Source organism: Lentimicrobiaceae bacterium (assembly GCA_020636745.1).
In the GTDB taxonomy this organism is placed as follows: Bacteria; Bacteroidota; Bacteroidia; order Bacteroidales; family Lentimicrobiaceae; genus Lentimicrobium.
This window is the reverse complement of the sequence record JACJXH010000001.1, coordinates 217,197-243,387: the sequence shown is the minus strand read 5'-3', so window position 1 is coordinate 243,387 and position 26,191 is coordinate 217,197. Positions and strand designations below refer to the sequence as shown.

Genomic DNA, 26,191 nt, shown 5'->3' with positions numbered 1-26,191 from the left:
ATTAATTTAGTGTTTGGTTACTTTTTATTTTCAATTCGGCATTACGTGTAAACAAAATCAGAATAATCGACAGTACAGCTGAGGCAATCAGCAGGTAGAATCCACCATTCCACCCGTATTTCTCAACAACATAGCCCATTACAATATTCGCAAGCAGTGAAGTTCCAATCAGATATCCAAAGAGCCCAGTCAGACCTGCCGCTGTACCAGCCGCTTTTTTGGGTACCAGGTCAAGCGCATGCACGCCAATAAGCATAACAGGGCCATAAATAAAGAATCCAATCGAGATTAAGGCCAGATTATCGACCAATACATGTCCGGGAGGGTTTTTCCAATAAACAATCACAGATATCAGTACCAGCAGCATAAAGAGAATTGTGGTCTCTGTTCTTCTCCCCTTGAAGAGCTTATCGCTAATATATCCGCAAACTATAGTACCAGGAATAGCAGCCCATTCGTAAGCAAAATAAGCCCAGCCAACTTCACTGATAGAATATCCCTTAACTTCTTTCAGATAAGTAGGAGACCAATCCAGCACACCATACCTGACCATGTATACAAAAGCATTGGCAAATGCGACATACCAAAGAACCTTATTATTCAACACATACTTGAAAAATATCTCTTTGGCTGAAAGTTCCTTTTCAAATTCCTCGGAATAATTCTTTGGATAATCATTCTTATAAGCCTCAATTGAAGGCAGTCCAACACTTTGAGGGGTATCAGTAATTAAAAGAAAGGCAACTAAAGCGATAAGTATGGCAATAATAGCAGGAAATACAAACACACCAAATTGCCATGCTCCATATATCAAGATACCCAGCGTGGCAAGCGGGCCAATCAAACCGCCTCCAACATTATGGGCCACATTCCAAAATGCCATTTTCGTCCCCCGTTCACGAATAGAAAACCAGTGGGTCATAATTCTGCCACTGGGAGGCCATCCCATACCCTGAAACCATCCATTCAGCAACTGAAGTGCAAACATAATGGCCAAAGAGGAGAGCCCTACAGCAGTGCCCATAAAAAAAGTGGTTAAAGCTGACAAAATCAGGCCCAATGGCAAGAAATATTTTGCATTACTTCTGTCAGAAACACCGCCCATGATGAACTTACTTAATCCATAAGCGATAGCCACACCCGACATGGCAATACCTACCTGACCTTTATCATAACCCAGCTCGAGCAGATGAGGGGCTGCTAATGAAATATTCTTTCGAACAAGATAATATCCGGCATAACCAATAAAGATTCCTATAAAAACCTTTAATCGCTGCTTAGAATATTCTTTGTCAATAACACTCTTGTCGTCAATCAGGGGCTTGTGAGGAGCCGGTTTTAAAAATGAGATCATAGTTTTAGTAATTGTTAATTGCGTTATTACAAATCAAGTGTTAAAGTATTTAATCCCTCCCCTTGAAGTCAGGATGACTTTTCCGTTGAAGAAAATCAATCTTTCCATTCAAATAAGAGGGATTTCCCGGTTTTTCCCTCCCAATTTATTCACCTTAACATCCTTCCCGACAATTCATTTTTTTAGAGCTGCAAATATGCATTGGTAAAACTTCAAATCCTTAAAAAACTTTTAAAGATTTTTTAATATTAGCCAGGCGTTAATTAAGCATATAATTTGCAGCCACTTCTTTAAAGCTTTGAACTTGCGAATTAACCCAAGCTGTATCTTTTTGAAGCTCTATAGCCATTAATTCAGCAACAACCGGGGCTATGGCAACACTTTCGCGTGAATCAAGCAACAAACAACGGGTCCTGCGCGACAGCACATCTTCAACAGATCGGGCCATTTCATTTCTCACAGCCCAAATTACCTGTGCTTTATATAGTCCCAGTTTCTCGCTAATGACTCCACTTATTCCCGGTTCATTCTTCCCGAGGTTTATCAACATTTCACGATCGGTTCCATAGAAGTAAAGTGGATCCGTCAAATCAATCTTTTTCATGTAACCATGAATTTTCATGGTTCTTGTTTTTGAATGCGTTTTCTTCCACGATTTTACTTCCTCAACCTTCTTTACCATGTCTTCAGCCATTCTCCTGAAAGTGGTCCATTTGCCACCTATCATAGTAAATAAGTCTGAGTCTGAAATGTAAATCTTGTGGCTACGCGAAATTTCCTTTGTTTTTTTACTATCACCTTTGGGCGCTGCCAGAGGGCGAAGTCCGGCAAAAATGCTCAACACATCTTTTCTTGCGGGCGCTTTTGTAAGATAACGTCCGGTAGTATTCAGAATAAAGTTAATTTCATCCTCAAGTGCAACCGGTTCGAGTGAAGCTTCATTTAATGGAGTATCAGTAGTACCCACTACCACTTTATTGTGCCATGGAACTGCAAATAGCACCCTGCCGTCATCAGTTTTGGGAATCATGATAGCATCGTTACCAGGCAAAAAACTTTTATCCAACACAATATGCACACCCTGGCTTGGACGAATAATCTTCTTCATCTCCGGCTTATCCATTTGCATAACCTCATCAGCAAAAACGCCGGTTGCATTAATAACAGCCCTCCCTTTGATTAAATAATTTTCATTTGACTCTACATCATGCAAACGAACACCGTTGATTTTCCCGGCATCATCTTTAGTAAGAGCTTCGACTTCCATATAATTCATTAAGTGCGCGCCCAAGGCAGCAGCTGTTTGTAAAACATTCACAGCTAACCGCGAATCATCAAACTGACCATCATGATAAATAACGCCGGCAGATAATTTCTTTGGGTTCAGCGTAGGGATTCTTTGCAGAGTTCTGCGTTTTGAGATGTGTAATGATCTGCCAAGGCTGTATTTCCCGGCTAAAAGATCATAAAATGTCAAACCCACTGTATACATCAATTCATCAAATAAACCAGAAGTTGGAATAATAAATGACTGATTTTTAACCAAATGTGGGGCATTTTTTAATAACCGACCTCTTTCAACACAGGCTTCCCTCACCAATGCAATATCGCCCTGCGCCAAATAACGCACACCTCCGTGAACCAGTTTCGTACTTTTACTTGAAGTTGATTTGGTAAAATCTGACTTTTCAACCAACAATGTCTTATAGCCACGGGATATTGTCTCAAGCGCAATTCCGATTCCCGTTGCACCTCCACCTATAATGATAAAATCATAACCATCAGTCTGATTTTTCATTAATTCAATCATTCTATTTCTTTCCATTTATTTTATTTTTCAATTACAGCGAAACTAATATCGGTCACTTCAAAAGCAATCGAAAGCGCAAATATAAAACATTCAAAACTTAAAAAGCAAGTTTTCGAAACAAAAAGAAATAGAAAAACATCAAAAAAATTCTATTAACCTGTTTTTCACGACATTACAGCCAACGCCCTAGTATAATTTAAGTAAATTACCTACGACAGAGAGTGAAAAAAGAAGAGAAAAATCAAAATTTAGCATTCATTCTCCTCAATTTAGATATCTTTGTGAAACCAAATTCAACGTTTATGTCATTAAATATAACCGAACGCCATCAACTAATCCTTAATAAGTTAACCGAAAAGGGGTATGTAAATGTTAGTGACCTCAGTAAAGAGCTAGATGTTTCAGCGGTAACAATACGAAAGGATTTGAAACTACTTGAAGAAAAAAACCTTCTTTTTCGTTCTCACGGGAGTGCAACGGTACAAAATCCCTACGTAACGGATAGGCACGTTAATGAAAAAGAAAAAATTATGGCTGATCAAAAAAAGCACATTGCATTGAGAGCAGCATCAATGGTTGAAGATTATGACAATATAATTTTAGCTTCAGGAACCACGATCAATGAGTTGGCCAGGCAATTAAAATCTGTTCAGAATGTAACAGTTATATCAGCTTCACTCATTGCTTCCCAGGTTTTAACCAATTATACTGGGATAGAAATTATTCAGTTAGGGGGGATGGTTCGCAAAAGCTCTTCTTCAGTCGTTGGTCCTATGGCTGAAAAAATGCTTGAAGGCTACTCTGTTAACAAACTATTTATAGGGGTTGATGGGATTGATCCTGAGTATGGTTTAACTACCACAAATGCAATGGAAGCCTCACTGAATAAGAGCATGATTCATGCTTCACAAAAAATTATTGTGCTGGCTGATTCAACTAAAATAAATCGCAAAGGATTCGGAAAAATATGTGATATTGATCAGGTGGATATAATTATTACTGACAATGGAGCAGATAAAGGTATTTTAAGAATTCTTGAGGAAAAAGGAGTGGAAGTAATTATCGTTTAACGGCCATTCCAAAGTTTTTCTTAAACAGTCCAACCAGAAAATCCAAATGGGATTTGGTCATTGTTTGAAATTACAAATTTTGATTTTGATTTCCACTCAACCGAAGCATCGCCAGTTACGACAATTTGATTTTCTATTTCAGTCTTCAAATCAACAGCACCTTCCACCTCAAAATCAACCGTCACTTCTGTTGCATAATACGTATAGTCAGCAATCGTATTATTATTAATTAATTTCCATAAATCCTTATTGGATCTGCGCAACTCCTGAAGACGCGGAATAAGCAAAATTTTAGATTGGTGTTTAAACACCCTGCATTTGACACCGGAAATAAGAAAATTAACAGAACGAGCTTTACTGAGTCCCCCTCCGACACTAATTCCAAACTCATCCATACTAGCCTTGCCTGAAAGGCTTAAACTTCGTTCGACACTTCCATAAACGAGATTTGCAGGTTGAAGTTCTGTATCCCATGCAGGAGGAGGATCTTTAAAAATTTGCTCGAGTTTACCAGCGCAAAAATATCCACGCTTTCTTTTTTCAATAATGGCACCAGGGACAACACCGGGATCACTTGCAAAAAGAAGTGTAATACCATATCTTTTCAGAAACTGAGGGAAAGGTAAACCAGCCATAAATAAAGATATTAATTGTAAATATGTTATCCAAAGATAATCTTTTCGACTGCAAAAGTCAATGTAAAAGAGATTCCAAAATATCCAATATAAAATAAAAGCAGATTGGATGCAGTCATTAAGGATACTTAAATAAACAAAAAAGGCTATCCAAAATGGATAGCCTTTAAGTAAAAGTTTGGCGACGACCTACTCTCCCACCTGGAATGGCAGTACCATCGGCGCTGGTGGGCTTAACTTCTCTGTTCGGAATGGGAAGAGGTGGACACCACCGCTAAAGTCACCTTAATGCTTTGCGTATTTTAAATCAAGGGGTATAAGCCCATGATTCGACATGTTAAAGGAAGAAGAAATCCGATTATGAAAACAAACGAATGTGAAAGCGTTTGTACTTAAGAAAGTCTACGGGTAATTAGTATCACTCGGCTTTGACATTACTGCCTTTACACCTGTGACCTATCAACGTTGTAGTCTACAACGACCCTTAAAAGAAGTCTCATCTTGAGCTGAGTTTCGCACTTAGATGCTTTCAGCGCTTATCTCGTCCATACGTGGCTACCCTGCGATGCAGCTGGCGCAACAACAGGTACACAAGAGGTATGTCCGACTCGGTCCTCTCGTACTAGAGTCAGGTGCTCTCAAACTTCTAACGCCCACAACAGATAGGGACCGAACTGTCTCGCGACGTTCTGAACCCAGCTCACGTGCCACTTTAATCGGCGAACAGCCGAACCCTTGGGACCTTCTCCAGCCCCAGGATGTGACGAGCCGACATCGAGGTGCCAAACCACTCCGTCGATGTGAGCTCTTGGGAGTGATCAGCCTGTTATCCCCGGAGTACCTTTTATCCTTTGAGCGATGGCCCTTCCATACGGAACCACCGGATCACTATGTCCTAGTTTCCTACCTGATCGACTTGTAGGTCTCACAGTCAAGCACCCTTATGCCATTGCACTCTACGCACGGTTACCAAGCGTGCTGAGGGTACCTTTGAAAGCCTCCGTTACTCTTTTGGAGGCGACCACCCCAGTCAAACTACCCACCAAACAATGTCTCCCGCATGCGCGGGATTAGGCATCGAATAAACAAAGGGTGGTATTTCAAGGTTGATTCCACGACTCCTGGCGAAGCCGCTTCACAATCTCCCACCTATCCTACACATCGTTTATTCAATGTCAATGTTAAGCTATAGTGAAGGTTCACGGGGTCTTTCCGTCCCGTTGCGGGTATCCGGCATCTTCACCGGAACTACAATTTCACCGAGCTCATAGTTGAGACAGTGCCCAGATCGTTACACCATTCGTGCAGGTCGGAACTTACCCGACAAGGAATTTCGCTACCTTAGGACCGTTATAGTTACGGCCGCCGTTTACTGGGGCTTCAATTCAATGCTTCTCCTTGCGAATGACATCTCCTCTTAACCTTCCAGCACCGGGCAGGTGTCAGGCCTTATACGTCATCTTTCGATTTAGCAAAGCCATGTGTTTTTGATAAACAGTCGCCTGGGCCATTTCTCTGCGGCCTCATTGCTGAGGCGTCCTTTCTCCCGAAGTTACAGGACTAATTTGCCTAGTTCCTTAACTATGATTCACTCGAGCACCTTTGGATACTCTCCTCGACCACCTGTGTCGGTTTCCGGTACGGGCGCCAATAACCTGATGCTTAGAGGTTTTTCCTGGAAGTCTGTTTAGGGCAATTATCCGCTTGACCGAAGTCTCGCGGTACTATCAGGTTCGACATGCTCAGCGGATTTGCCTGCTGTGCATTTATCTACACCCTTTAACGTACTATTCCGTCAGTACGCATGCCTTTCACTACTCCGTCACCCCATCGCAGTTATTGCCGGTACATGAATATTAACATGTTGTCCATCGACTACGCCATTCGGCTTCGCCTTAGGTCCCGACTAACCCTGATCCGATTAGCGTTGATCAGGAAACCTTGGTCTTTCGGTGTGAGGGTTTCCCACCCTCATTATCGTTACTTATGCCTACATTTGCTTTTCCAGACGCTCCAGCATGCCTTACGACACACCTTCTGTGCAGACTGGAATGCTCCCCTACCAGATACGCTTTTAGCGTAAATCCACAGTTTCGGTAGTATACTTTATGCCCGATTATCATCCACGCCCGATCGCTCGACTAGTGAGCTGTTACGCACTCTTTAAATGAATGGCTGCTTCCAAGCCAACATCCTAGCTGTCAATGCAATCGAACCTCGTTAGATCAACTTAGCATACATTTGGGGACCTTAACTGATGGTCTGGGTTCTTTCCCTCTCGGCGCTGGACCTTAGCACCCAACGCCTCACTCCCGAGTATATATCATAGCATTCGGAGTTTGTCAGGAGTTGGTAGGCGATGAAGCCCCCGCATCCTATCAGTAGCTCTACCTCTATGATACTCAACCTCGAGGCTGCCCCTAAAGGCATTTCGGGGAGTACGAGCTATCTCTCAGTTTGATTAGCCTTTCACCCCTACCCACAATTCATCCAAAGACTTTTCAACGTCAACTGGTTCGGTCCTTCAGTCCGTGTTACCGGACCTTCAACCTGATCATGGGTAGATCACAAAGTTTCGCGTCTACCCCCTCTGACTTCGCGCCCTATTCAGACTCGCTTTCGCTGCGGCTCCATGCGTCAACGCATTTAACCTTGCCAGAGAGGAGTAACTCGTAGGCTCATTATGCAAAAGGCACGCCATCATCCCGAAAATTCGGGACTCTGACCGTTTGTAGGCGCACGGTTTCAGGTTCTATTTCACTCCGCTGTTCGCGGTTCTTTTCACCTTTCCTTCACAGTACTGGTTCGCTATCGGTCTCTCAGGAGTATTTAGCCTTGGCAGATGGTGCTGCCAGATTCCCACAGGATTTCTCCGGTCCCGCGGTACTCAGGATACTGCTCGTGTAAATAATTCGTTTCGCCTACGGGACTATCACCCCCTATGGTTGCACTTTCCAGTGCGATTCTGCTACAAATTATTCGTCAACTATTGCAGTCCTACAACCCCTAATATGCCGTAACATCTTAGGTTTGGGCTGTTCCCCGTTCGCTCGCCACTACTTAGGGAATCACTTTTGTTTTCTTCTCCTGCGGTTACTTAGATGTTTCAGTTCACCGCGTTTGCTTCCCGATTAATCGGGATGATACGTCTTCAACGTACCGGGTTGCCCCATTCGGATATCTCCGGATCAAAGGTTATTTGCACCTCCCCGAAGCTTTTCGCAGCTTATCACGTCCTTCTTCGCCTCTGAGAGCCAAGGCATCCACCCTGCGCCCTTATTAACTTTCTTAATTATTTTATTCAAATTTGTACTCGATTGTACTCTTCTACCTGAAGATTACTCCCGACGTTTTTACATCGGCTCATCTCCATAATAGTTTCTCTTCTTCCAACATGTCAAAGAACTTTTTGTCTTAATGCAGTTGCCCGATTAAGAACTTTTGCGCCAAATACAGGTATCGAACCTTGTCCCTGTTCCCTATTCCAGGAAACCGCTCTGCCTCTGAGCTAATTTAACTATTCTTTATTTTTAAGAACTTGTATAATCTCTGATTCTTTAGCAAAACCAAAAATTATGGTGGAGAATAACGGTCCCGATAGCTATCGGGACGAACCGATGATACTCCTTTTTTTGTCGAAACCACATCTTGTGAGCTATTTCAACTATTCAATATTTTAAGAACTTGTCTAATCTCTGATTCTTTAGCAAAACCAAAAATTATGGTGGAGAATAACGGATTCGAACCGATGACCCCCTGCGTGCAAGGCAGGTGCTCTAGCCAGCTGAGCTAATTCCCCTCGAAGTGATTCTTCTTTTGTGATGTAGTCCCGCGCAGATTTGAACTGCGGACCCCTACATTATCAGTGTAGTGCTCTAACCAACTGAGCTACGGGACTATGTATTGCATAGTGTCCTATTCCTCAGTGTGTTAAGGGATAGAGCCCTCACGCGTAATCCTTCAAGGTATATATCCTGTAAGTTATGAAGCAAACAAATAAGCAAGCAATGACTCCGGTTAACCGAAGTGATTAAATCTACTCTAGAAAGGAGGTATTCCAGCCACACCTTCCGGTACGGCTACCTTGTTACGACTTAGCCCCAGTCATTGGTTTTACCCTAGGCGACTCCTTGCGGTTATCGACTTTAGGTCCCCCCAACTTCCATGGCTTGACGGGCGGTGTGTACAAGGCCCGGGAACGTATTCACCGCGCCATGGCTGATGCGCGATTACTAGCGAATCCAACTTCACGGAGTCGGGTTGCAGACTCCGATCCGAACTGAGACCGACTTTGGAGATTTGCATCCTGTCACCAGGTAGCTGCCCTCTGTATCGGCCATTGTAGCACGTGTGTAGCCCTGGACGTAAGGGCCGTGCTGATTTGACGTCATCCCCGCCTTCCTCACTACTTGCGTAGGCAGTTTCTTTAGAGTCCCCAGCTTGACCTGTTGGCAACTAAAGATAGGGGTTGCGCTCGTTATGGGACTTAACCCGACACCTCACGGCACGAGCTGACGACAACCATGCAGCACCTCGTAGACAGCCCCGAAGGGATATAAGATTTCTCCTATAGTCTCTCTACGTTCTAGCCCAGGTAAGGTTCCTCGCGTATCATCGAATTAAACCACATGCTCCTCCGCTTGTGCGGGCCCCCGTCAATTCCTTTGAGTTTCAATCTTGCGATCGTACTCCCCAGGTGGATTACTTATTGCTTTCGCTTAGACGCTGACTGTGTATCGCCAACATCGAGTAATCATCGTTTACAGCGTGGACTACCAGGGTATCTAATCCTGTTTGATCCCCACGCTTTCGTGCATGAGCGTCAGTTATAGCTTAGCTAGCTGCCTTCGCGATCGGTGTTCTGTGTCATATCTAAGCATTTCACCGCTACATGACACATTCCGCCAACTTCAACTATACTCTAGACTATCAGTATCAAAGGCAGTTTCTCGGTTGAGCCGAGAGATTTCACCCCTGACTTAATAATCAGCCTGCGCACCCTTTAAACCCAATGAATCCGGATAACGCTTGCATCCTCCGTATTACCGCGGCTGCTGGCACGGAGTTAGCCGATGCTTATTCTTCAGGTACCTTCAGCTATCTACACGTAGATAGGTTTATTCCCTGACAAAAGCAGTTTACAACCCATAGGGCCGTCTTCCTGCACGCGGCATGGCTGGTTCAGGCTTGCGCCCATTGACCAATATTCCTTACTGCTGCCTCCCGTAGGAGTCTGGTCCGTGTCTCAGTACCAGTGTGGGGGATAACCCTCTCAGGACCCCTAGACATCGTTGCCTTGGTGAGCCGTTACCTCACCAACTAGCTAATGTCACGCATGCCCATCTTTAACCGCCGGAGCTTTAATTGCTGTGTGATGCCACACTGCAATGTTATGGAATATTAATCCCGATTTCTCGGGGCTATCTCCCTGTTAAAGGTAGGTTGCATACGCGTTACGCACCCGTGCGCCACTCTCATCAAAGTATTGCTACCTCGAATCCCGTTCGACTTGCATGTATTAAGCCTGCCGCTAGCGTTCATCCTGAGCCAGGATCAAACTCTCCATTGTAATAGAAAAGTTAAATGTTCTCAAGATTTAATTCCAATTTATTATTCACATAATAAATCGCATTGCTGCTTATTTTCGTTTTGCTTCAATAGTTCAAAGAACTCGTCTTTATTTCAAATCTTCTTTCTTAACCCCGCTTTCCCACTCTTTCATTCCCTGCGTTTGGGGCTGCAAAATTAATTACTTTTTTTAATTCTGCAACATTTTTTGAAAATTATTTTTTCTCAACGTTTCTCTCAAAGACCTGAACCCGTCCCTTCGCTTTTCCTTCAAAGTTCTTGCGTTGAACGGGAGTGCAAAAGTACACCCTTTTTCTTTACATCCAAATCATTTTTTAGTTTTATTCCATTTTACCCCTCAATCGCAAACCATTCTGCCTATTTACCAACACTTTATAACTTCTATAAAATTTAATCTTTTTTTTTAAGCGTCTGTTATATCTCCAAACTCATTCCACGCCATTTTTAGCAATACACTGTTTATCAACTATATCAATTTTTAACACATCTGTTTGCCAAACCTCGGTTTATTCAAGACAAGCACGTTTTCACCCTATCATTAATTGATTTTTCTTGAATTTTCTGCTCCCATATCTTAATCTCTTCGTGAAAACAAAGCAAAAATTTGACGCCACATTTGTCCAACTTGTCTCATTAAGGGAAACTCAACTGCTATTTATTCATTATAATTGCTCCTCAAACAGCCAAAATCGGGAACCTTTACTTAATTTCTTTTATTGAGACTACATAATTAAGTCTGGATTTAGATGAACTAGGTTGAAAATATAAAATGTTAATCAAATGCATGAGCTTCATTACAGTTAATAAAATACAGGTCAAAATAATTCCAATTGAATAGGGATTAATTTTATTGCTATAGGTAATGCCACTCTTTATAAAATTTACATCTTTTTTACCTGCCATATCATGATAAATAACACTGTTGGCAAATTTTCTCTATGGTTTAAGCGCAGTTTTTCGATTTAACTCAGGAAGAACGAGCAGTTTAATATTTTATATTCAGGCAATGGCATACTGTAATCCAATAGCAAACCATAATACTGGTTCTCGAGTTCTTTCTTATCTAAGAGTTGTTCCAATTATTCTACTTTTCTAACTTATGGGGGCACTTGATGAGAACCAGAGTTTCCGGTATATGAAACCTTTTTCAATTAATTTCATCTATTTCCATATGCAGGAGAGGAAAAACGTAGCATAAACTATACCTTTCTATTATGTCAGTACATACGAATGCTTTAACATCAAACAAAATGAAGCTTACCTTCGATGGTTAAAATTTTGATCATCTTAAAGATTACAGATAATAATTCAGAACGTTTGAATACTACAGCCGCTAGTGCATAATTTAACGACAATGTCTTTGAAACCAATGATAGATCTCAAGCGCAAAATTGTAAAATATTTTCTTGCAGCTATCTTATTATCTGCTTTTGCAGATATACAATATTTCTATCCAATATATTATGTTCAAACAACAATCCCCTTTTGTAAAATTCAGTATTAAGTAAAAAAGAGTTACAAGTCTAATCAAATAAACGTAGAGCATCAGGAATCTATGCATATTGAAATACTTACACCAGGTATTAAAATTATTTTGCTCAATGCTTTTATTCAAATAATACCAGCATTGCTTTTATTCAAATACGGATAAAAAAACAAAAAAAATAATAATTTCATCAACCATCAAATAGGTCAAAGAATGATAATAACAAAATCTGAACAACAGATTAAGAAGGAATCTAAAAAAGAAGGGAAATGAAGGCAAAACATTTGTTTAACCTGGAGAGGCTACATTTTAATACAGAACTATAGAATAATCATAAGAGAATACCGGATAACAAAAAAGGCTATCCAAAATGGATAGCCTTTAAGTAAAAGTTTGGCGACGACCTACTCTCCCACCTGGAATGGCAGTACCATCGGCGCTGGTGGGCTTAACTTCTCTGTTCGGAATGGGAAGAGGTGGACACCACCGCTAAAGTCACCTTAATGCTTTGCGTATTTTAAATCAAGGGGTATAAGCCCATGATTCGACATGTTAAAGGAAGAAGAAATCCGATTATGAAAACAAACGAATGTGAAAGCGTTTGTACTTAAGAAAGTCTACGGGTAATTAGTATCACTCGGCTTTGACATTACTGCCTTTACACCTGTGACCTATCAACGTTGTAGTCTACAACGACCCTTAAAAGAAGTCTCATCTTGAGCTGAGTTTCGCACTTAGATGCTTTCAGCGCTTATCTCGTCCATACGTGGCTACCCTGCGATGCAGCTGGCGCAACAACAGGTACACAAGAGGTATGTCCGACTCGGTCCTCTCGTACTAGAGTCAGGTGCTCTCAAACTTCTAACGCCCACAACAGATAGGGACCGAACTGTCTCGCGACGTTCTGAACCCAGCTCACGTGCCACTTTAATCGGCGAACAGCCGAACCCTTGGGACCTTCTCCAGCCCCAGGATGTGACGAGCCGACATCGAGGTGCCAAACCACTCCGTCGATGTGAGCTCTTGGGAGTGATCAGCCTGTTATCCCCGGAGTACCTTTTATCCTTTGAGCGATGGCCCTTCCATACGGAACCACCGGATCACTATGTCCTAGTTTCCTACCTGATCGACTTGTAGGTCTCACAGTCAAGCACCCTTATGCCATTGCACTCTACGCACGGTTACCAAGCGTGCTGAGGGTACCTTTGAAAGCCTCCGTTACTCTTTTGGAGGCGACCACCCCAGTCAAACTACCCACCAAACAATGTCTCCCGCATGCGCGGGATTAGGCATCGAATAAACAAAGGGTGGTATTTCAAGGTTGATTCCACGACTCCTGGCGAAGCCGCTTCACAATCTCCCACCTATCCTACACATCGTTTATTCAATGTCAATGTTAAGCTATAGTGAAGGTTCACGGGGTCTTTCCGTCCCGTTGCGGGTATCCGGCATCTTCACCGGAACTACAATTTCACCGAGCTCATAGTTGAGACAGTGCCCAGATCGTTACACCATTCGTGCAGGTCGGAACTTACCCGACAAGGAATTTCGCTACCTTAGGACCGTTATAGTTACGGCCGCCGTTTACTGGGGCTTCAATTCAATGCTTCTCCTTGCGAATGACATCTCCTCTTAACCTTCCAGCACCGGGCAGGTGTCAGGCCTTATACGTCATCTTTCGATTTAGCAAAGCCATGTGTTTTTGATAAACAGTCGCCTGGGCCATTTCTCTGCGGCCTCATTGCTGAGGCGTCCTTTCTCCCGAAGTTACAGGACTAATTTGCCTAGTTCCTTAACTATGATTCACTCGAGCACCTTTGGATACTCTCCTCGACCACCTGTGTCGGTTTCCGGTACGGGCGCCAATAACCTGATGCTTAGAGGTTTTTCCTGGAAGTCTGTTTAGGGCAATTATCCGCTTGACCGAAGTCTCGCGGTACTATCAGGTTCGACATGCTCAGCGGATTTGCCTGCTGTGCATTTATCTACACCCTTTAACGTACTATTCCGTCAGTACGCATGCCTTTCACTACTCCGTCACCCCATCGCAGTTATTGCCGGTACATGAATATTAACATGTTGTCCATCGACTACGCCATTCGGCTTCGCCTTAGGTCCCGACTAACCCTGATCCGATTAGCGTTGATCAGGAAACCTTGGTCTTTCGGTGTGAGGGTTTCCCACCCTCATTATCGTTACTTATGCCTACATTTGCTTTTCCAGACGCTCCAGCATGCCTTACGACACACCTTCTGTGCAGACTGGAATGCTCCCCTACCAGATACGCTTTTAGCGTAAATCCACAGTTTCGGTAGTATACTTTATGCCCGATTATCATCCACGCCCGATCGCTCGACTAGTGAGCTGTTACGCACTCTTTAAATGAATGGCTGCTTCCAAGCCAACATCCTAGCTGTCAATGCAATCGAACCTCGTTAGATCAACTTAGCATACATTTGGGGACCTTAACTGATGGTCTGGGTTCTTTCCCTCTCGGCGCTGGACCTTAGCACCCAACGCCTCACTCCCGAGTATATATCATAGCATTCGGAGTTTGTCAGGAGTTGGTAGGCGATGAAGCCCCCGCATCCTATCAGTAGCTCTACCTCTATGATACTCAACCTCGAGGCTGCCCCTAAAGGCATTTCGGGGAGTACGAGCTATCTCTCAGTTTGATTAGCCTTTCACCCCTACCCACAATTCATCCAAAGACTTTTCAACGTCAACTGGTTCGGTCCTTCAGTCCGTGTTACCGGACCTTCAACCTGATCATGGGTAGATCACAAAGTTTCGCGTCTACCCCCTCTGACTTCGCGCCCTATTCAGACTCGCTTTCGCTGCGGCTCCATGCGTCAACGCATTTAACCTTGCCAGAGAGGAGTAACTCGTAGGCTCATTATGCAAAAGGCACGCCATCATCCCGAAAATTCGGGACTCTGACCGTTTGTAGGCGCACGGTTTCAGGTTCTATTTCACTCCGCTGTTCGCGGTTCTTTTCACCTTTCCTTCACAGTACTGGTTCGCTATCGGTCTCTCAGGAGTATTTAGCCTTGGCAGATGGTGCTGCCAGATTCCCACAGGATTTCTCCGGTCCCGCGGTACTCAGGATACTGCTCGTGTAAATAATTCGTTTCGCCTACGGGACTATCACCCCCTATGGTTGCACTTTCCAGTGCGATTCTGCTACAAATTATTCGTCAACTATTGCAGTCCTACAACCCCTAATATGCCGTAACATCTTAGGTTTGGGCTGTTCCCCGTTCGCTCGCCACTACTTAGGGAATCACTTTTGTTTTCTTCTCCTGCGGTTACTTAGATGTTTCAGTTCACCGCGTTTGCTTCCCGATTAATCGGGATGATACGTCTTCAACGTACCGGGTTGCCCCATTCGGATATCTCCGGATCAAAGGTTATTTGCACCTCCCCGAAGCTTTTCGCAGCTTATCACGTCCTTCTTCGCCTCTGAGAGCCAAGGCATCCACCCTGCGCCCTTATTAACTTTCTTAATTATTTTATTCAAATTTGTACTCGATTGTACTCTTCTACCTGAAGATTACTCCCGACGTTTTTACATCGGCTCATCTCCATAATAGTTTCTCTTCTTCCAACATGTCAAAGAACTTTTTGTCTTAATGCAGTTGCCCGATTAAGAACTTTTGCGCCAAATACAGGTATCGAACCTTGTCCCTGTTCCCTATTCCAGGAAACCGCTCTGCCTCTGAGCTAATTTAACTATTCTTTATTTTTAAGAACTTGTATAATCTCTGATTCTTTAGCAAAACCAAAAATTATGGTGGAGAATAACGGTCCCGATAGCTATCGGGACGAACCGATGATACTCCTTTTTTTGTCGAAACCACATCTTGTGAGCTATTTCAACTATTCAATATTTTAAGAACTTGTCTAATCTCTGATTCTTTAGCAAAACCAAAAATTATGGTGGAGAATAACGGATTCGAACCGATGACCCCCTGCGTGCAAGGCAGGTGCTCTAGCCAGCTGAGCTAATTCCCCTCGAAGTGATTCTTCTTTTGTGATGTAGTCCCGCGCAGATTTGAACTGCGGACCCCTACATTATCAGTGTAGTGCTCTAACCAACTGAGCTACGGGACTATGTATTGCATAGTGTCCTATTCCTCAGTGTGTTAAGGGATAGAGCCCTCACGCGTAATCCTTCAAGGTATATATCCTGTAAGTTATGAAGCAAACAAATAAGCAAGCAATGACTCCGGTTAACCGAAGTGATTAAATCTACTCTAGAAAGGAGGTATTCCAGCCACACCTTCCGGTACGGCTACCTTGTTACGACTTAGCCCCAGTCATTGGTTTTACCCTAGGCGACTCCTTGCGGTTATCGACTTTAGGTCCCCCCAACTTCCATGGCTTGACGGGCGGTGTGTACAAGGCCCGGGAACGTATTCACCGCGCCATGGCTGATGCGCGATTACTAGCGAATCCAACTTCACGGAGTCGGGTTGCAGACTCCGATCCGAACTGAGACCGACTTTGGAGATTTGCATCCTGTCACCAGGTAGCTGCCCTCTGTATCGGCCATTGTAGCACGTGTGTAGCCCTGGACGTAAGGGCCGTGCTGATTTGACGTCATCCCCGCCTTCCTCACTACTTGCGTAGGCAGTTTCTTTAGAGTCCCCAGCTTGACCTGTTGGCAACTAAAGATAGGGGTTGCGCTCGTTATGGGACTTAACCCGACACCTCACGGCACGAGCTGACGACAACCATGCAGCACCTCGTAGACAGCCCCGAAGGGATATAAGATTTCTCCTATAGTCTCTCTACGTTCTAGCCCAGGTAAGGTTCCTCGCGTATCATCGAATTAAACCACATGCTCCTCCGCTTGTGCGGGCCCCCGTCAATTCCTTTGAGTTTCAATCTTGCGATCGTACTCCCCAGGTGGATTACTTATTGCTTTCGCTTAGACGCTGACTGTGTATCGCCAACATCGAGTAATCATCGTTTACAGCGTGGACTACCAGGGTATCTAATCCTGTTTGATCCCCACGCTTTCGTGCATGAGCGTCAGTTATAGCTTAGCTAGCTGCCTTCGCGATCGGTGTTCTGTGTCATATCTAAGCATTTCACCGCTACATGACACATTCCGCCAACTTCAACTATACTCTAGACTATCAGTATCAAAGGCAGTTTCTCGGTTGAGCCGAGAGATTTCACCCCTGACTTAATAATCAGCCTGCGCACCCTTTAAACCCAATGAATCCGGATAACGCTTGCATCCTCCGTATTACCGCGGCTGCTGGCACGGAGTTAGCCGATGCTTATTCTTCAGGTACCTTCAGCTATCTACACGTAGATAGGTTTATTCCCTGACAAAAGCAGTTTACAACCCATAGGGCCGTCTTCCTGCACGCGGCATGGCTGGTTCAGGCTTGCGCCCATTGACCAATATTCCTTACTGCTGCCTCCCGTAGGAGTCTGGTCCGTGTCTCAGTACCAGTGTGGGGGATAACCCTCTCAGGACCCCTAGACATCGTTGCCTTGGTGAGCCGTTACCTCACCAACTAGCTAATGTCACGCATGCCCATCTTTAACCGCCGGAGCTTTAATTGCTGTGTGATGCCACACTGCAATGTTATGGAATATTAATCCCGATTTCTCGGGGCTATCTCCCTGTTAAAGGTAGGTTGCATACGCGTTACGCACCCGTGCGCCACTCTCATCAAAGTATTGCTACCTCGAATCCCGTTCGACTTGCATGTATTAAGCCTGCCGCTAGCGTTCATCCTGAGCCAGGATCAAACTCTCCATTGTAATAGAAAAGTTAAATGTTCTCAAGATTTAATTCCAATTTATTATTCACATAATAAATCGCATTGCTGCTTATTTTCGTTTTGCTTCAATAGTTCAAAGAACTCGTCTTTATTTCAAATCTTCTTTCTTAACCCCGCTTTCCCACTCTTTCATTCCCTGCGTTTGGGGCTGCAAAATTAATTACTTTTTTTAATTCTGCAACATTTTTTGAAAATTATTTTTTCTCAACGTTTCTCTCAAAGACCTGAACCCGTCCCTTCGCTTTTCCTTCAAAGTTCTTGCGTTGAACGGGAGTGCAAAAGTACACCCTTTTTCTTTACATCCAAATCATTTTTTAGTTTTATTCCATTTTACCCCTCAATCGCAAACCATTCTGCCTATTTACCAACACTTTATAACTTCCATAAAATTTAATCTTTTTTTTTAAGCTTCTCCCAATTCTCCCAACAAACATTCGCCTGATTTCATCAATACATTGTTATTCAATCACATCTATTTATTTGCTATCTTTAAACATGTCATTGAAATTTTGTAAATTAGCTGCCTAATTCAACACTTATGAAACCTATTTTAAACTTTTGCACCTCTATTTTAATTTTAGCTCTCATGTTTTTGTCGGAGATTTCCATGGCACAAACCAATTCTGACGTAAAAAAAAGCAACTTTACTGACAACATCTTCTTTGGCGGTGGCCTTGGATTACAATTTGGCAACCTCACCATGATAGATATTTCCCCTGTTATAGGTTACCGGGTAACTCCAAAATTTGAAACGGGCATCGGATTAACTTACAAATATTACAGGTACAAAGATTATTACTTTGATTATTCTACAGGAATCGGCTATGATTTAAAGAGTAATATTTTAGGTGGTTCAGTATTTGCCAGGTACCATATTCTTGAAAACGTGTTTGCTCATGCTGAATTTGAACATTTACGCTATAATTATGATGACTACTATACATCAGGAGGCAGCCTCTGGACCGAATCAAGGATAGCCAATATCAATAGTTTCTTTGTTGGCGGAGGATACAGGCAAAAAATCAGCCAAGGCTCCTACTTTTTTATTATGGCTCTTTGGAACCTCACAGAAGACGCTCTATCTCCCTACTCAAACCCTGTGTTGAGAATGGGTATTATCATTGGGAAATAGTTCCCAACTTACCCCTTACAGGATAATAAGAGAATCATTCTTAAAAGTAATGTCTCAGAATTCAGGTCAGTCATCTTTAATCATCATGAGCATGACTAAAAGGGAGTTCATGCTCTGAAAAAGAATCCTGCACAGAAATCTGAGACATTATAGATAGACAATCCGTTGTAATTGGCAATCAATGACGGAGTCCTATCTTATAACACTGAACTTATGATTGGTAACACCTGAGGGCCCGAGAATCCTGATATTATACATGCCTGCATCCCAGCTCCCTGTATTTATTTTTACGGAACTGTTGCTTCCCAAATTAAGGTTGTATACCAGCTCGCCCATCATATTGAAAACACAAATATTTGTCATATCGGGTGACTCAATAGTCAGATAACCGTTTACCGGATTGGGATACAAGCGGGTTATTTGTTGAGCAATTGCGGGAGTATTTAATATATAATCAACAAATACTTCAACCGGCGAAGATTCTCCGGGCAATGGGTCGCCATAAACAGCAGTAACACCATAAGTATGGCCACCTTCAGGCACAAGAGGATCGGTGAATGTGAGCGTACCGGCAGAAACCTGGCCAATTTGAGAGTTATTACGATAAATATTGTAACCTGTCAGAACCAGATTTTGACTCCCGCTCAAATCAGGAGACAACCACTGCAGATCAACATCGGTATAATTGATAGCATAAGTTAAATCCAGAGGTGCCGGGAATTCAATCGGAAGATTAGTTCTGGCAATATATCCTGACCTGTCGTTACTACCTTTATATGTACCAAATAATACATCAGCCTGTTCTACTGGGACTAAAAGCTCATAAACATTTACATAGGCTGAATCGCTTGGAGTAAAAGTCAGTTCATAGGAAAAAGAGACCAAATCAAGCAAACCATCTCCATTCACATCACCCAGTGTTGGCCCATTCATAAAAGTAAAACCTGTTGGTCTTAGAGGAAATCCATTAATCTCTCCAGTGCCATCAGTTCTGTAAGCATGAATAAAACCTTTCAAATCAACCATAAGGTTGCTGCCAAATATTAGATCTTGATTTCCATCTCCGGTAATGTCAGCAACACAAATAGTACTTTCAAGACCTCCTGATTTAACAATGGGGAAATTATCCATCATAGTGGCATCCGGATGATATCCAAATAACATTGGAGCTGCATCCTCCCCTATCGGTTTACTGGTGAAAATGCTAAAATTGTTATTCCCAGTTAGATCAACAACAGTCGGTGGAGCATAAGTCCAGTCATTCCCCGGAACCGGCACAGGCCATCCAGTGCGATAAGAGCCATCGCTATTTCTGACAAAATATTCAGGTGCATCTCCATGTGCAGCTCCTATTATGCTTAATTGTCCGTTTCCATCCAAATCGGCCAACAACGGTGATTGATATGAAAAGCTATAACCATTGGAAGGTATGGGGAATCCTGTTTTTTCCGTACCATCATTTGCGTTAAAAGCATACATAGTTCCATTAGAAATAGCAGTAACAATGTCTTTGATGCCATCGGAGTCAATATCAGCAACAGAAGGAGTAACGGCCGGAGTTCCGCCAAGCGTGGCTGTCCAAAGCACTGTGCCATCGGTTTTCAATACATGAAGATTATTAGATGTGCGGGTTTGAACAATTATTTCCTTTGTTCCATCATTATCTGCATCAGCAATTACCGGCGCACAAATAATCCAATGATTGTTAAAAGTTAATGGCCACCCTGATATATCATTTCCATTCACATCCAAATAATAAACCCTGCCATTGTTTGGTGAGCCGCCTGTAACCTGAACTATCCCCAATGTGCCACTTCCATCCATAACTGAAACAGACGGAGGATAGATGGGCGTTCCGGTAAGCAATTTACTCCACAAAAGCTCCCCGGTATACGTAAACACCCTGAGAGTATTCATAGAAGGAATCAGAATTTCATCTTTTCCATCGTTATTGATATCGGCAAGTGTTACATTGCGAAAGTTCTTGAAGTTAGGATGTACCGGAACTTTTTTAGGGAAACCTGCCATTTGAAGTATTTCAGAGGGCTGTCGGTCGCTTGAAAAGTCATCATAGGTTATATAACTTTCAGAAAGAATTTCACCATCGTTACCAAGGTAAGCCCGGCTTACATTGGTCTGCGATGATAAAATTAAAGGCATTAATAATGACCCAAAGAGAATAGATTTAATTTTCATGACAGAGAATTTTGTTAGGGAAAGATAAAAACATACGCTTTTGAATAACAAACTTAAAACATTTTACCAGTAAAGTAAACTTTTATTCTATTTATTACGCCAGGCAGCTCCATTAAGTGATAATAAAAACGGCCCCTCTCGGAGCCGTATAAATATTTTATGCATTTTCCACGTTGGGAACATTCAGTAAAATTTCGAGCGTCAAATCCCAAAATTTTTGAACAGTATCGATTTTTAATCTTTCATCAGGAGAATGTGCTCCTTTAATGGTTGGCCCATAGGATATCATATCCATCCCAGGATATTTCTCACCAACCAGTCCACATTCAAGGCCTGCATGAATCGCCAGAACTTTAGGCTCGGTGGCAAACAGTTTTTGATAGGCTATTTTTGAAATTTCCAGAATTTCTGACCTTGGGTTAGGAGTCCATCCGGGGTATCCATCGGTATGAACAGCTTTACCACCGGCAAGATTGAAAACAGCCACAACCATATTTCCGATATTGTCTTTGGCAGATTCCACTGAACTTCTCTGACTGGTTGTAATTTCTATTTTATTGTCAAATGTTTTGACAGAAGCCAGATTGGTAGAAGTTTCAACAAAGTTTGGAATATCTGCAGACATAGCAATGACTCCATGAGGGCAGGCATAGAGTGCATTAAGAAGTCTCTCCTGCGTAGCCACATCAAATAAATAATCGGGCAAATCGGTTGATTTAAACTGAACATTCAGGCCTGGTTCTGTCACTTTTAACTCATTTTTAACAGTACGTCCAAAATCAATTACATACTGCTCAAACTCTGCCATAAATCTTTTCGGGACAGTAACGATGGCCATAGCTTCGCGAGCAATAGCATTCCGAAGGTTACCTCCGTTAAACTGAGACAGGCGCATTTCAAACCGGCGATTTGCTTCCCATAATAAACGGTTGAGAATTTTATTTGCATTACCAAGTCCTTTATTGATATCATCACCGGAATGGCCTCCTTTAAGTCCGCTGACTTTTACAACATAACCCGTAAAACCTGAACCTACCGGCACTTTGGAATAGTTCATACTGATGAGGGTATCTTTACCACCAGCACAACCAATAAAGATTTCCCCTTCGTCTTCCGAATCCAGATTCAGCAAGATTTTGCTTTTCAACAAATCAGGTTTCAGGCCAAAAGCCCCGGTTAACCCTGTTTCTTCGTCAACTGTAAATAAGCACTCAATGGGGCCGTGTTGAAGATCGGAAGATTCCAGTAAGGCTAACTGAGCGGCAATGCCAATACCGTCGTCAGCGCCAAGCGTAGTTCCTTTAGCTTTTACCCACTCACCTTCAATAAATGGTTGAATTGGATCAATGTCAAAATCATGCAAAGTATCGGAATTTTTCTCACATACCATATCCATGTGACTCTGAAGTACAACAGATTTTCTGCTTTCAAATCCGGGGGTAGCCGGTTTCCTGATTAGCACATTTCCGGTTTGGTCAACAATAGTTTCCAAGCCCTGACTTTTACCAAAAGAAACAATAAATTCCGCAATTTTTTCTTCTTTTTTAGAAGGACGTGGTACTTTACAGATTTCCTGGAAATAATACCACAATCTTGATGGTAATAGTTGCTCTAATTCTTTGCTCATAACATTAGGGGATTTTGCATTCGGGGTTTTATCTTTACAAATATATTATTTTTATGTTTCCAAAATTATGAATGAAGATATTTCTGATCTTTGTATAAACCAGTAAATTCACGCAGATGGAACTAGTTCAAACAATAGAAAACAGGGTAAGTGTAAGAAGTTTTACGGATGAAATGGTAAAACCTGAAGTTTTAAAAGAGATGGTAAGGCGGGCTGCACTAGCCCCCAGCATCAATAATTCTCAACCCTGGAAATTTCTGGTCATTACCAATCAGGCATTACTCAAATCAATGGCAAAGGCGGTTTCAGATACTATTTCAAGCCTTCCGGTGAAAGACAAAGAGGATGTAAACCGCTCCTTTTTATCCAGATTTGAATGGTATTCCACATTTTTCGAGGATGCGCCCGCTTTAATAGCCCTTATCATGAAACCTTCTGTTTCGGTAATGGAAACAGGTATTGAGCTTTCGCATGAAGAAATAGAAAAGATGCGAAACCGGCCGGATTTGCAAACTGCCGGCGCCGCCGTTCAAAATATACTGCTTTCGGCTGTTGATTTGGGGTATGGTGCATGTTGGATGAGTGCCCCCATGATTGCTAAGCCCGGCCTTGAAAAATTACTTAAAATTGAAGCCCCCTGGAGTCTTGTAACATTTGTGGCAATAGGCAAGCCATTTGGGGCTCCGGCAAGAAAGTCTAAAAAGATACTCAGTGAGGTGATTGAATTTATTGAATAAATATAGTCTTATTTCACCGGCGTTTTTAGTCTGGCAATTGTTTCCCGGGGATTTTCCGAGGAAAATATTGTGTTGCCGGCAACAAGCACATCAGCACCTGCATGAATAAGTGCGGGGGCATTTTTCAAATCCACACCTCCGTCAATTTCAATCAGTGCCCGGGCATTTTTTGACACGATTAAGGTTTTTAATTTTTCTATTTTCCGGTAAGTTCCTTCGATAAATTTTTGGCCACCAAAGCCTGGATTCACTGACATAAGAAGAACCAAATCCAAATCCTCAATAATATCTTCGAGAAGCGTAACATTTGAATGAGGATTCATTACTACTCCGGCTTTCATACCTAACTCCTTAATCTGATGAACCGCCCGGTGCAGGTGGGTCACCGCTTCAAAATGAATACTCAGGTAAGTGGCTCCCAGGTCGCGGAATGTTTCAAAATACCGCTCCGGCTGAACAATCATGAGATGTACGTCAAGAGGTTTGGTGGCTGCCTTCCCAATAGCTTTGATCACCGGCATCCCAAAAGAGATGTTAGGAACAAAAACCCCGTCCATAACATCAATGTGAAACCAGTCGGCTTCGCTTTGGTTGAGCATTTCAATATCTTCGCCCAAACGGGCAAAATTTGCTGAAAGTAAGGAAGGGGCGATCAAATGCGGACTCATATTTCTGTTTTTTATGCGAAAGTACAGTATTTTTTATGAATAAAGTTAATTGTTTTTCAACCGTGTAACCGTCGTAACAGTTACGAGCAATACAATATATCATGAAATTTTATAATTGCAAAAGTGAGATGAGTAAGCTCCCCCGGGTTCAGCACTTATCGTTTAGTGACTATTCCCTCTTTCGATAACATCTCAAACAATAACTATTGCCTAAATAACATTACATGCACCAGGTAATTACTATGCCCTTGGTAATTTTGAAAATTCCTCAGTAACCATCGGAACCATCTGTTCAACAATATTTTCACTGTGAAAATTGATCAATAACCCTTTAGGCTTACCAGTTAGTTTAAGATAGGAAAGTAACTGAGCCCTATACAAAGGAATCATAATATCGGCAGCTTTTAATTCAACAATTACAAGATTTTCCACCAAAAGATCAAGTTTAAGTACACCACCTAAATTTTTATTTTTGTATTTAATCGGCACGTATAACTGTGATTGGACAAAAAAACCAGCGTCTGATAATTCTTCAATCATACATTTATGATATACGGATTCCAGTAAACCTGGACCAAGATATTTATGTACTTCAATTGCGCTGCCTACAATCTTATAAGCAATGTCGTTTATGTATTTTTGAGTTATCATTTTTTGAGATTTTTCAAACCACTAAGGCACTAAGGGCACTAAGAGCCACTAAGTTTTCCAGTTGCATTGTTGTTACACAAATATCGTAGTTTTTTTTGTGCATCTATGTGATATATGTGCATGATTAGCAATTTTTTAACCACTAAGACACTGAGTACACAAAGGGCCACTAAGTTAATGTCTGCAATACTGCATGGATTATATCCTTTCCTTAGTGCATCTCAGTGATATTAGTGGTAGCTTTTTAAAACCACTTAGACACTGAGTACACAAAGGGCCACTAAGTTAATGTCTGCAATACTGCATGGATTATATCCTTTCCTTAGTGCATCTCAGTGATCTTAGTGCCTTAGTGGTAGCTTTTTTTTAACCACTTAGATATTGAGGACACAAAGGGCCACTAAGTTAATCACTGTAATACCTATTATATCTTTTCCTTAGTGCATCTCAGTGGTCTAAGTGCCTTAGTGGTGATTTTTTCTATCCCTTCTTAATGGTATTTTTTTTACAAAAAAAGAGCGGAGGTAAGTCCGCTCTTGTAATTTTTATCCCAGATAAGTTTTCAGGATTTTGCTCCGTGAAGTGTGTTTCAACCTCCGGATGGCTTTTTCCTTGATTTGCCTCACGCGTTCGCGGGTAAGGTCAAAACGTTCGCCAATTTCTTCGAGGGTAAGCGGATGTTCGCCACCAAGACCGAAATAAAGCCTGATAACATCGGCTTCGCGCGGGGTAAGGGTTGAAACAGCCCTTTCAATTTCCTTGCGAAGTGATTCATAAAGAAGCTCTGTTTCCGGAGTTGGGCCGTCGTCGCTACGCAATACATCGTACATGTTATTATCTTCATCCTGTACGAGTGGTGCGTCCATAGAAACATGGCGCCCCGAATTCCGCATAGATTCCTTAACTTCATTCTCACTTATTTCGAGCAACCCGGCAATTTCATCAAAATTTGGCTCACGCTCATACTCTTGTTCAAGTTTAGCGTAAGCTTTGTTAATTTTGTTGATAGACCCAATTTTGTTGAGAGGCAGCCTTACAATACGCGATTGTTCAGCTAAAGCCTGCAAAATTGATTGCCTAATCCACCAAACAGCATAAGAAATAAATTTAAATCCTCTGGTTTCATCGAAACGCTGGGCAGCTTTGATAAGTCCGAGATTGCCTTCATTAATTAAGTCAGGAAGACTTAACCCCTGATTTTGATATTGTTTTGAAACAGAAACCACAAATCTAAGATTTGCTTTGGTCAGTTTTTCAAGCGCAGCACGATCTCCCTGTTTGATCTTTTGAGCCAATGCCACTTCTTCATCAGCTGTAATCAGTTCTACCTTGCCAATTTCCTGAAGGTATTTGTCGAGTGATGCAGTTTCGCGATTGGTAACCTGCTTTGTAATTTTTAGTTGCCTCATTTTTTGCCAATAATTTTAACAGT

The 26,191-nt window shown here is 42.4% G+C and carries 11 protein-coding genes, 6 tRNA genes and 6 rRNA genes; 3 read left to right on the top strand and 20 right to left on the bottom strand.

The window, feature by feature from the left end; genetic code table 11:
• Position 1: 1 nt before the first annotated feature.
• Both glpT and H6541_00985 read right to left on the bottom strand, forming a co-directional pair.
• Positions 2-1,354, bottom strand: a complete 1,353-nt coding sequence (gene glpT, locus H6541_00990) for a glycerol-3-phosphate transporter (protein MCB9014338.1) — start codon at positions 1,352-1,354, stop codon at positions 2-4.
• 259 nt (positions 1,355-1,613) lie between these two features.
• On the bottom strand, positions 1,614-3,179 hold the full coding sequence (locus tag H6541_00985) for a glycerol-3-phosphate dehydrogenase/oxidase (GenBank protein ID MCB9014337.1): 1,566 nt from the start codon (positions 3,177-3,179) through the stop codon (positions 1,614-1,616).
• Positions 3,180-3,466: 287 nt separating this feature from the next.
• On the opposite strand from H6541_00985, the gene H6541_00980 reads away from it, so the two are divergent.
• Entirely contained in the window at positions 3,467-4,234 is a 768-nt protein-coding gene (locus tag H6541_00980; protein MCB9014336.1) for a DeoR/GlpR transcriptional regulator, read from the top strand.
• A gap of 20 nt (positions 4,235-4,254) precedes the next feature.
• Here the strand turns inward: H6541_00980 and H6541_00975 are convergent, their stop codons facing one another.
• The 13 genes from H6541_00975 to H6541_00915 form a co-directional block, all read right to left on the bottom strand.
• The gene (locus tag H6541_00975; protein ID MCB9014335.1) at positions 4,255-4,869 is read right to left on the bottom strand and encodes a hypothetical protein; all 615 of its coding nucleotides are present in this window, start codon (positions 4,867-4,869) and stop codon (positions 4,255-4,257) included.
• A gap of 176 nt (positions 4,870-5,045) precedes the next feature.
• Positions 5,046-5,157 (bottom strand): 5S ribosomal RNA (rrf, locus tag H6541_00970).
• 103 nt (positions 5,158-5,260) lie between these two features.
• Positions 5,261-8,161, bottom strand: a 23S ribosomal RNA gene (locus H6541_00965).
• 152 nt (positions 8,162-8,313) lie between these two features.
• Positions 8,314-8,387, bottom strand: a tRNA-Ser gene (locus H6541_00960).
• 204 nt (positions 8,388-8,591) lie between these two features.
• A tRNA-Ala gene (locus H6541_00955) sits at positions 8,592-8,668 on the bottom strand.
• Between the two features lie 25 nt (positions 8,669-8,693).
• A tRNA-Ile gene (locus tag H6541_00950) sits at positions 8,694-8,767 on the bottom strand.
• A 142-nt stretch (positions 8,768-8,909) separates the two neighbouring features.
• A 16S ribosomal RNA gene (locus H6541_00945) occupies positions 8,910-10,439 on the bottom strand.
• Positions 10,440-12,335: 1,896 nt separating this feature from the next.
• A 5S ribosomal RNA gene (rrf, locus tag H6541_00940) occupies positions 12,336-12,447 on the bottom strand.
• Positions 12,448-12,550: 103 nt separating this feature from the next.
• A 23S ribosomal RNA gene (locus H6541_00935) occupies positions 12,551-15,451 on the bottom strand.
• Between the two features lie 152 nt (positions 15,452-15,603).
• Positions 15,604-15,677: transfer RNA gene (locus tag H6541_00930), tRNA-Ser, on the bottom strand.
• Positions 15,678-15,881: 204 nt separating this feature from the next.
• Positions 15,882-15,958, bottom strand: a tRNA-Ala gene (locus tag H6541_00925).
• 25 nt (positions 15,959-15,983) lie between these two features.
• A tRNA-Ile gene (locus H6541_00920) sits at positions 15,984-16,057 on the bottom strand.
• Between the two features lie 142 nt (positions 16,058-16,199).
• A 16S ribosomal RNA gene (locus tag H6541_00915) occupies positions 16,200-17,729 on the bottom strand.
• Together the 16S, 23S and 5S rRNA genes with 6 tRNA genes alongside form the textbook arrangement of a ribosomal RNA operon.
• Before the next feature lie 557 nt (positions 17,730-18,286).
• Here H6541_00915 and H6541_00910 point away from each other — a divergent pair.
• The gene (locus H6541_00910) at positions 18,287-18,880 is read left to right on the top strand and encodes a hypothetical protein (protein ID MCB9014334.1); all 594 of its coding nucleotides are present in this window, start codon (positions 18,287-18,289) and stop codon (positions 18,878-18,880) included.
• Between the two features lie 192 nt (positions 18,881-19,072).
• On the opposite strand, the gene H6541_00905 is transcribed toward H6541_00910, so the two are convergent.
• Both H6541_00905 and H6541_00900 read right to left on the bottom strand, forming a co-directional pair.
• Complete coding sequence (locus H6541_00905) at positions 19,073-21,076, bottom strand: T9SS type A sorting domain-containing protein (GenBank protein ID MCB9014333.1); 2,004 nt, start codon at positions 21,074-21,076, stop codon at positions 19,073-19,075.
• 157 nt (positions 21,077-21,233) lie between these two features.
• The gene (locus H6541_00900; GenBank protein MCB9014332.1) at positions 21,234-22,703 is read right to left on the bottom strand and encodes an aminoacyl-histidine dipeptidase; all 1,470 of its coding nucleotides are present in this window, start codon (positions 22,701-22,703) and stop codon (positions 21,234-21,236) included.
• Between the two features lie 116 nt (positions 22,704-22,819).
• Here H6541_00900 and H6541_00895 point away from each other — a divergent pair, with 116 nt between their 5' ends.
• Positions 22,820-23,440, top strand: a complete 621-nt coding sequence (locus tag H6541_00895) for a nitroreductase family protein (protein ID MCB9014331.1) — start codon at positions 22,820-22,822, stop codon at positions 23,438-23,440.
• An 8-nt stretch (positions 23,441-23,448) separates the two neighbouring features.
• Here H6541_00895 and H6541_00890 read toward each other — a convergent pair whose 3' ends face one another.
• The 3 genes from H6541_00890 to H6541_00880 all read right to left on the bottom strand — a co-directional run bounded on the left by H6541_00890 (position 23,449) and on the right by H6541_00880 (position 26,168).
• Positions 23,449-24,108, bottom strand: coding sequence for a ribulose-phosphate 3-epimerase (locus tag H6541_00890; GenBank protein MCB9014330.1), 660 nt, complete (start codon positions 24,106-24,108; stop codon positions 23,449-23,451).
• Positions 24,109-24,348: 240 nt separating this feature from the next.
• Positions 24,349-24,759 (bottom strand): GxxExxY protein, encoded by a 411-nt coding sequence (locus tag H6541_00885; protein MCB9014329.1) that lies wholly within the window; start codon positions 24,757-24,759, stop codon positions 24,349-24,351.
• A 545-nt stretch (positions 24,760-25,304) separates the two neighbouring features.
• On the bottom strand, positions 25,305-26,168 hold the full coding sequence (locus H6541_00880; protein MCB9014328.1) for a sigma-70 family RNA polymerase sigma factor: 864 nt from the start codon (positions 26,166-26,168) through the stop codon (positions 25,305-25,307).
• Positions 26,169-26,191: the final 23 nt, after the last annotated feature.

Bases quoted from the DNA above. Each gene is read 5' to 3' on its own strand.
- glpT (MCB9014338.1), bottom strand. From the start codon at position 1,354: ATGATCTCATTTTTAAAACCGGCTCCTCACAAGCCCCTGATTGACGAC.
- H6541_00985 (MCB9014337.1), bottom strand. From the start codon at position 3,179: ATGGAAAGAAATAGAATGATTGAATTAATGAAAAATCAGACTGATGGT.
- H6541_00980 (MCB9014336.1), top strand. From the start codon at position 3,467: ATGTCATTAAATATAACCGAACGCCATCAACTAATCCTTAATAAGTTA.
- H6541_00975 (MCB9014335.1), bottom strand. From the start codon at position 4,869: ATGGCTGGTTTACCTTTCCCTCAGTTTCTGAAAAGATATGGTATTACA.
- H6541_00910 (MCB9014334.1), top strand. From the start codon at position 18,287: ATGAAACCTATTTTAAACTTTTGCACCTCTATTTTAATTTTAGCTCTC.
- H6541_00905 (MCB9014333.1), bottom strand. From the start codon at position 21,076: ATGAAAATTAAATCTATTCTCTTTGGGTCATTATTAATGCCTTTAATT.
- H6541_00900 (MCB9014332.1), bottom strand. From the start codon at position 22,703: ATGAGCAAAGAATTAGAGCAACTATTACCATCAAGATTGTGGTATTAT.
- H6541_00895 (MCB9014331.1), top strand. From the start codon at position 22,820: ATGGAACTAGTTCAAACAATAGAAAACAGGGTAAGTGTAAGAAGTTTT.
- H6541_00890 (MCB9014330.1), bottom strand. From the start codon at position 24,108: ATGAGTCCGCATTTGATCGCCCCTTCCTTACTTTCAGCAAATTTTGCC.
- H6541_00885 (MCB9014329.1), bottom strand. From the start codon at position 24,759: ATGATAACTCAAAAATACATAAACGACATTGCTTATAAGATTGTAGGC.
- H6541_00880 (MCB9014328.1), bottom strand. From the start codon at position 26,168: ATGAGGCAACTAAAAATTACAAAGCAGGTTACCAATCGCGAAACTGCA.